This is a genomic window from Actinoalloteichus spitiensis RMV-1378 (assembly GCF_000239155.1).
Lineage (GTDB): Bacteria > Actinomycetota > Actinomycetes > Mycobacteriales > Pseudonocardiaceae > Actinoalloteichus_B > Actinoalloteichus_B spitiensis.
Genome location: NZ_AGVX02000021.1, coordinates 1 through 7,717, shown reverse-complemented (window position 1 = coordinate 7,717; position 7,717 = coordinate 1). Strand labels below are relative to the sequence as shown.

The following is a 7,717-nucleotide window of genomic DNA, read 5'->3' as shown; positions in this document are numbered from 1 at the left end:
TGAGCCGCCGATGCCTCCCCGTCAGCCGCCCACGGCGGCGAGCTGCCGCTTGCTCGCCTTGATGATGGCGATCCGTTCCGCCTCCGAGAGCCCTCCCCAGATCCCGTACGGCTCCTGGACCGCCAACGCATGTGCCCGGCACTGTTGCATCACCGGGCAGCTCTGGCACACCTCCTTCGCGCGCGCTTCCCGCCGGGCCCGTGCCGGACCCCGCTCACCGTCGGGGTGGAAGAAGAACGCGCTGTCCATCCCGCGGCAGGACCCCTTGAGCTGCCAGTCCCACAGATCCGCGTTCGGCCCCGGAAGTCGCCGAGTATCGGCCATAGTGCCCTCGCCTCCCCGCTGTTGGTGGCCGCCGCCCGCGACGGCGGTCCCACACCCCCGTGTGTAGGGACCTACGCTAAAACCGCTTCAATGCTTGTTCAAGACATTCGCTCCATAAGTTGTTCACACTTATGGGCGCTATCCTTGTTCCGACACCCAGACGACCGGCCGCGCGGGCGGTCGAAATCGAGATCACGTGAACGGACGTTGGCCCGGTGACGACGCAGCCAGCCCCTGGTGACGGTGACGACTGCGATCACGGCCAGGTCGACCCGGTCGGCGAGGTCGACACCCTGGCCGACAGCAGGAGTCCGGAACCGCTGTTGACGGTCGCCGCCGTCGCCCGCCGACTCGGCGTGGCACCGGCGACCCTGCGGACGTGGGACCGCCGCTACGGCCTGGGTCCCAGTGGTCACACCGCCGGTCGTCACCGCCGCTACGGCCCGCTCGACCTGGCCCGGCTCGAGCTGATGCAGCACGCCCTGCTGCGCGGGGCCTCCCCCCGCGAGGCCGCCCGGTACGCCCTGGCCTCCGCCCTGCCGGTCCAGGCCGCGGCGGAGTCCGGTCACGACGTGCGGCAGGTGCCCGGTCGGGGGTCCCGGACCGCCGCCGAGCGCCGGCGGTCCGAGCCAGCCCCGGCCTCCGAGCAGCGGGCCGGACCCGGCGCGATGCTGGTGTCCGGTCAGGTCGTGGTGCCGGAGTTCGTCGAACGCGTCAGGGTGGGGGGCAAGGGCCTCCGGCTCCCGGGTGCCTCGCGGCGGGCCCGAGGACTGGGGCGGGCCGTGTTGGCGATGGACCTGTGGTCGGTCAACCGCCTGCTGCTGGAGGGGATCGAGTCGGACGGGGTGCTGACGACCTGGCGTGAGATCGCTGCCCCGGTCCTCGCGGCGCTCCAGGAGCGGCGGGAGCACACGGGCGAGGGGATCGAGGCGTCGCGGCTGCTCTCCACCTGCGTCATCAGCACGGTGAGCACCGTCATCGCCCGGGCGCAGCCGCCCAGGAACCCCAGGGCGGTGCTGCTGGCGGGAGCGCCGGGGGAACCGGACGCCCTGCCCCTCTTCCTCGTCACGGCCGAACTCTCCTCCCGGCGGATCGGGACCCAGCTCCTGGGGGCGGACCTGCCGTTGGACGGCCTGGTCGCGGCGGTCCGCCGCACCGCACCCGCCGTGGCGGTGCTCTGGGCGACCATGCCTCGTTGCGGGGACCCGGAGATCTTCCAGGCGGTGCCCAGGACCCGGCAACCGGTGCGGCTGTTCGCGGGGGGCGCGGGGTGGGAGGAGTCGTCCCTGCCGCCCCGGGTCCGGTGGGTCAGCGGTGTCCAGGAGACGGTGGACGCCATCGAGCGGGTGGTGGGCGATTCCTGAGGCGTCGCACGGCTGGGACGCGGTGCGCGGGGGCGGTGTCTCCACCTCGTCGACGGGCTCCGGCGGGACGCGATCGCTTCACTCGAAAGTCCCGGTTACGACATCGTCGCCACCCGACTGGGAGATCCGTGGCGGCCTTTGTTCACGCAAAGACGCTTGCTTTACGTCCTCTGCGTCGTCAGTGTGACTAGGTAGCCTGACGTTCGTCCAATCCGGTGAACGGGTGGGCAGACTGTTAGGAGCAATTTCTTGACGGATTAAGTACCGGATCGGGTCAAGGTTTGGCGCTCGGCGTCCGATAGGGGATGTGGAACGTCACTCGGCTGCAGGAAGGAGTTCCCGTGACGACGGTCTTGATCTGCGATGACCGGCGCAGCGTCCGGGAAGGGCTCACTCGCGTGATGTCGGCTGTCCCCGGTGTGAGCCGGATCGACTGTGTTGCTCACGGGGACGAGCTGCTCGCTCGGTTCTCGCGGCAGGCGGTCGACGTGGTACTGGTCGGCACCCAGCGCGCGGTCCCGACAGGGGTGGAGGCGACCAGGAGGTTGATGGCCGCGCATCCCCAGGCGAACGTCATCGTCTTCGGTGCCCCGGACGACGCCGGCAGCATCGCGGCAGCCATCGCCGGCGGAGCCCGTGGCTACCTCCGGTGGGACGCCTCCCGCCCCGAACTGGTCGCCGCGCTCGCCCACACCCTCGCCAGCACCGCCGTTCCCGCTCCTCGGCAGCCCTCCGACCCCGGAGTGCAGCTGACCGAGCGGGAGCTCCAGGTGCTGCGGGGAATGAGCCAGGGCAAGAGCAACGGGCAGATCGGGCGCGAGCTGTACCTCTCGGAGGACACCGTGAAGACGCACGCCCGGCGGTTGTTCCGCAAGCTGGGCGTGCGGGACAGGGCCCAGGCGGTCGCGCACGGTTTCCGGCGCGACATCGCGTCCCGGGTTCCGGCGGAGCGCCGGAACGGAGGTCGGTGGCCCGGTGGCCGCATCAGGTGGATGCCCATCCCCAGCAGTCCAGCACGGTCCGCGCCCGCGGCGGCACCGCCGTCAGTGTGCTCCCGGGGTTCGCCGGTTCCCGGTGGCTCGGTCGAGCACGGCGCCTCCCCGCACCTCCTCCCACCTACCGATCTCCGTTGGCGGAGCGCCGCTCCCCGGTCGCGCCCGCTGCTCCGGTCGGGTGTGAGGTCCTTCACGGATCGCCCGGCGTGCGTCCCGGGGAAGCACCAGCTGATCCGTTCGTCACGGAGTTTTGCCATACTGCTGGTCTGGTGGCCCGCCCACGCCGGGCGCCCACTGCGACGTTCGAGCTCACCTGCACGTGGGAAGAGGAGTCGAGTGGTGATCACGACCAGCACGCCGTCCGAACGAGTGTCCCCGGTACGGTGGACACGATCGGCGCGCTGAGTCGTGGGTTACTCACTGTCGACATTCACGTTCGCCTACCGTAACGCCAGGGCTGTTTTCTGCGATGACTAACTTGGGGGACGGGCTGGAAGCCGTTGTCGGCGACGCCGTCAGCGGCGATCGCCAGGCGATCGATCGACTGCTGGCGACGATTCGTCCCCTGGTGGTGCGGTACTGCCGCGCCAGGGTTGGCAGGCAGGAGCGCTCTTTCGCCTCCGCTGACGACGTGGCTCAGGAGGTGTGTCTTGCCGTGCTGACGGCCTTGCCCAACTACCGGGACCAGGGGCGGCCGTTCCTGGCCTTCGTGTACGGCATCGCCGCGCACAAGGTCGCCGACGCCCACCGTTCCGCTGCGCGTAACAAGTCGGAGCCCGTCTCCGAAGTTCCAGACGCGCCGGAACGTGAGGCGGGTCCCGAGCAGCGCGCCATGCAGGACGAGCTGTCCGAGCGGATGGGACAGCTGCTCCGGGTCCTGCCCGCCAAGCAGCGGGAGATCCTCCTGCTGCGGGTGGTGGTCGGCCTGTCGGCGGAGGAGACGGCCGAGGCGGTCGATTCCACCCCCGGCGCGGTTCGGGTCGCCCAGCACCGCGCGCTGGCTCGGCTGAGGAAGACACTCGCCACTGAGGAGGTGGTCTGAAGTGGGTGAACTGGACGGTCAGGGTGATGACGAGGCCGAGCGCCGACGTCGGTCCCCGGACGACGCCCAGCCCCCGAAGGAGTCCATCAACGAGGGTGCGGAGCACATCGACCTGGCCGCGGTTCAGGACGACGACGCGTTGATCGACGCGTTGAACCGTGGGGAGTCCGAGGTCGCGGGGAAGCCGATCGCCGAGCGGGAGCTGGGTGCGCTCCTGATGGCCTGGCGGCAGGACCTCGACACCGATCCACTGCCCGAGACCTCTCGGGAGAGCGTCGAGGCCGCCGTGGCCGAGTGGCCGACCTCGCACGGGGCGCGCCGCCGACGACCGAGGGTGCTGGTGCCGCTGGCCACCGCGGCGGCGGTGCTGGCCATCGCCTTCACCGGCGTGGGGGTCGCGGCGCGGGACGCCCGTCCCGGCGACACCCTGTGGGGCCTGACCAGGGTGCTGTACTCGGAGCAGGCGGCGTCGGTGGAGGCGGCCACGACGGCGCGCAGCCACCTCGACCTGGCCCAGGCGGCGCTGCGGGCCGGCGAGTACTCCCAGGCGAAGGAGGCCCTGGAGCAGGCGCGGCTGTCCTTCGACGGGATCGGCGCCGGCGAGGACAAGGCCACGCTGCTGGCCATGCACGAGCGCCTGCTGGGCGAGCTCAACGATCCGGACGGCGACGACGAGCCGCCCGCCGGCGGTGGGGACAGCGACCAGGACGAGCCGCCGCCCCACATCGCCGAGTCGAGCGAGGAGTCGGCGGAGGAGGAGCCACCGGTGTCGGTCGTCACGACGACCCCGGAGACCACCGTTCCCAGCGCCCCGGAGCCGTCCGACCCGTCACCGACGACGCCCCCGTCCTCACCGCCGGACGCCACCGACCCGGATACGACGGACAGCAGCGCCCCGGACGGTTCTCGGAGCGATGAGGAGAGCCCGAGCGTGGGCAACCGGATCTCGCTCGGCCCCGGCGCCGCTCCGGAGGACGCCGCTTCCTGAGCCCGAGCAGCTGGTGGCCAGTGTCACATGTTGGCACTGGCCACCGGTCTGTCCGGGGGAGGCCGGCGCGGACCGCGCCGGGGACGGCCGGGAACGGCCCCCGACGCCGCCCACCGGCCGGAGCGGTCTCCCCGGTGACAACGCGGGGACGGCCCTCCTCACCGGGCCGGGGACGCGGGCGTCAGTGACCGGGAACGTGCGGCGTGCCGGAGTGTTCCTCGTGTGCCGCCATGCCGTCCGCGTAGCCGCGGCAGTACTCCCAGGTCACGTAGTTGGTGGGGTCCGGATCGAACGCCGGCTCGTGCGGCCGCATCCGACCGTCGGACAGCAGCTGCCCGAGGCTCGACCGCAGCAGCTCCCAGTCGTGGAAGTGGGGTTCGGCGCAGTCGCCGCAGTCCACCACGATCCCCCGAACACCCCGAGGTTCGAGAAGATCCTGGTAGACGGCGAGGTCAGCGAGGTCGGCGAGGATCTCCGCGCTCTCGTGCTCGTCCAGGGGTCGGGCGGGTTCGTCGGTCGGATCGCTCAGCGCGCGAGCCGGGTCCTCCGGATCGCCGGCGAACGGGTCTGGCGGCAAAGCATCATGCGACACGTGCCGCACAGTACCGCGCGCACCGCCGTGTTCGGCGTGGATACCATGGACGGCACCGCTCTACCAGGCCCGTGTTCCGCCCGGCGCCGTCGCGGTACCGAACTCGGGCGTGGCTCGCGGTTCCTCGATCGACACCGCACCGCGCCAGCGCTCCAGGAAGGCATCGCACCAGTTATGACCAGTGACTCGACTGCGGCCCGGGGCTCCGTCGGGCTCCCGGGCGACGACCAGGGAGTTCCGGCGAAATTCGCCATGCTCGGCCTGACCTTCGACGACGTGCTCCTCCTGCCGGCCGAATCCGAGGTCATCCCCAGCAGCGTGGACACCGCCGCCCAGCTCTCCAGGAACGTCCGGCTCCGGGTGCCGCTGGTCTCCTCGGCGATGGACACCGTGACCGAGGCGCGGATGGCCATCGCGATGGCCAGGCAGGGCGGCATCGGGGTCCTCCACCGCAACCTCGCCGTGGAGGAGCAGGCCGCCCAGGCCGAGGTCGTGAAGCGGTCCGAGGCCGGCATGGTCACCGACCCGGTGACCTGCTCGCCGCTGGACACGCTGGCCGAGGTCGACGCGTTGTGCGCCCGGTTCCGGATCTCCGGTGTCCCGGTCACCGACCCCGACGGCACCCTGGTGGGCATCATCACGAACCGGGACATGCGCTTCGAGGTCGACCACACCCGCCAGGTGCGGGAGGTGATGACGAAGGCGCCGCTGGTGACCGCCGAGGTCGGCGTGACCGCCGAGGCCGCCCTCGGGCTGCTCCGCCGCCACAAGGTCGAGAAGCTCCCGATCGTGGACGGGGCGGGGCGCCTGCGCGGCCTGATCACCGTGAAGGACTTCGTCAAGACCGAGCAGTACCCCAACGCGACCAAGGACCCGGACGGCCGCCTGCTCTGCGGCGCCGCCGTCGGGGTAGGGCCCGACGCGCGGGAACGGGCGATGGCCCTGGTCGACGCCGGGGTGGACGTGATCATGGTCGACACGGCCCACGGGCACGCCAGGGCCGTCGTGGAGACGGTCGCCGCCCTGAAGAAGGAGCTCGGGGACGCCGTCGACGTGGTCGGCGGCAACGTGGCCACCAGGGCGGGGGCGCAGGCACTGGTCGACGCCGGCGCCGACGGCGTCAAGGTAGGGGTCGGCCCCGGATCCATCTGCACCACCAGGGTGGTGGCCGGAGTCGGTGTTCCCCAGATCACGGCGATCTACGAGGCCAACCTGGCGTGCCGCCCTGCGGGCGTTCCGGTGATCGGGGACGGGGGCATCCAGTACTCCGGCGACATCGCGAAGGCCATCGCCGCGGGTGCCAGCACCGTCATGCTCGGAAGCCTCCTCAGCGGCACGGCGGAATCGCCCGGGGACCTCATCCTCGTGAACGGCAAGCAGTTCAAGACCTACCGGGGCATGGGTTCGCTCGCCGCGATGGAGAGCAGGGGGCAGAGCCGCTCCTACTCCAAGGACCGGTACTTCCAGGACGACGTCCTCTCGGACGACAAGCTCGTGCCGGAGGGCATCGAGGGGCGGGTCCCGTTCCGGGGGCCACTGGCCCAGGTGGTGCACCAGCTGGTGGGTGGTCTGCGGGCGGCGATGGGCTACACCGGGTCCAGCACTGTCGCCGAGTTGAACGACGCCTCCCTGGTGCGCATCACCGCCGCCGGGTTGAAGGAGAGCCACCCGCACGACATCACGATGACGGTGGAGGCTCCCAACTACACCACGCGCTGACCCTCCGGGGGGCGTGTCCGGTCCGGTCCCGGACGCGCCCCCCGGCAGGCCCACCTCGACCTCCCGCGCCCCCACCGGCGACCCACTGTCGGACGCCGGAACCGGCCGAACCAGAATGTAGGGTCCGGTACGGATGGTGTAGGGAGTTGACGTGCGGGATCAGGTGGAGATAGGCAGGGGGCGCACCGCGATGCGCGCCTACGACCTCGACGACGTCGAGATCGTCCCCTCACGGCGGACCAGGTCGTCGAAGGACGTGTCGCTGTCCTGGCAGATCGACGCGTACCGCTTCGACATCCCGCTGATGACCCATCCCACCGACGCCGTGGTCTCCCCGGCGACCGCGGTGCGGATCGGTGAGCTGGGCGGTCTCGCGGTGCTGAACGCGGAAGGGCTGTGGGCCAGGCACGCCGACGTGGAGGACGCCATCTTCCGCCTGGTGAACGCCGCCGAGGAGGCTGAGGACGCCAGCGCCGCCGTGTCGCTGCTCCAGGAGCTGCACGCGGCCCCGGTGCGTGTCGACCTTCTCTCCGCCGCGATCAAGCAGATGCGGGAGTCGGGCGTGACGGTGGCGGCCCGCGTCAGCCCGCAGCACGCCGAGGAGCTGACCCCGGACCTGCTCGCCGCCGGTGTCGAGATCCTGGTGGTCCAGGGCACCATCATCTCCGCCGAGCACGTGGAGCGTGACGGCGA

At 71.4% G+C, this 7,717-nt stretch carries 7 protein-coding genes and 1 pseudogene; 6 read left to right on the top strand and 2 right to left on the bottom strand.

The window, feature by feature from the left end:
• Nucleotides 1-21: 21 nt before the first annotated feature.
• A complete protein-coding gene (locus tag ACTIDRAF_RS0201220; protein ID WP_026065652.1) occupies nt 22-324 on the bottom strand; it encodes a WhiB family transcriptional regulator in 303 nt (100 codons plus the stop codon).
• A 293-nt stretch (nt 325-617) separates the two neighbouring features.
• Between ACTIDRAF_RS0201220 and ACTIDRAF_RS34705 the strand changes: the two genes are divergently transcribed.
• The 4 genes and pseudogenes from ACTIDRAF_RS34705 to ACTIDRAF_RS34175 all read left to right on the top strand — a co-directional run bounded on the left by ACTIDRAF_RS34705 (nt 618) and on the right by ACTIDRAF_RS34175 (nt 4,713).
• Nucleotides 618-1,688, top strand: coding sequence for a MerR family transcriptional regulator (locus ACTIDRAF_RS34705; protein ID WP_425359113.1), 1,071 nt, complete (start codon nt 618-620; stop codon nt 1,686-1,688).
• A gap of 341 nt (nt 1,689-2,029) precedes the next feature.
• Nucleotides 2,030-2,623: pseudogene (locus tag ACTIDRAF_RS26615) on the top strand (response regulator transcription factor); the annotation flags it as partial.
• Between the two features lie 529 nt (nt 2,624-3,152).
• Nucleotides 3,153-3,725: a sigma-70 family RNA polymerase sigma factor gene (locus ACTIDRAF_RS0201205; protein WP_016696884.1), complete on the top strand. Its 573-nt coding sequence runs from the start codon at nt 3,153-3,155 to the stop codon at nt 3,723-3,725.
• Between the two features lies 1 nt (nt 3,726).
• Nucleotides 3,727-4,713 carry an anti-sigma-D factor RsdA gene (locus ACTIDRAF_RS34175; RefSeq protein ID WP_016696883.1) on the top strand — a complete coding sequence of 329 codons (987 nt, stop codon included), beginning with the start codon at nt 3,727-3,729 and terminating at the stop codon, nt 4,711-4,713.
• Between the two features lie 181 nt (nt 4,714-4,894).
• On the opposite strand, the gene ACTIDRAF_RS26605 is transcribed toward ACTIDRAF_RS34175, so the two are convergent.
• Nucleotides 4,895-5,305, bottom strand: coding sequence for a DUF5319 domain-containing protein (locus ACTIDRAF_RS26605; protein WP_085944799.1), 411 nt, complete (start codon nt 5,303-5,305; stop codon nt 4,895-4,897).
• 174 nt (nt 5,306-5,479) lie between these two features.
• Here ACTIDRAF_RS26605 and guaB point away from each other — a divergent pair, with 174 nt between their 5' ends.
• Both guaB and ACTIDRAF_RS26600 read left to right on the top strand, forming a co-directional pair.
• On the top strand, nt 5,480-7,024 hold the full coding sequence (gene guaB / locus ACTIDRAF_RS0201190; RefSeq protein ID WP_016696881.1) for an IMP dehydrogenase: 1,545 nt from the start codon (nt 5,480-5,482) through the stop codon (nt 7,022-7,024).
• Between the two features lie 151 nt (nt 7,025-7,175).
• On the top strand, nt 7,176-7,717 hold a 542-nt coding region (locus ACTIDRAF_RS26600), incomplete at its 3' end, for an IMP dehydrogenase (protein ID WP_039785246.1).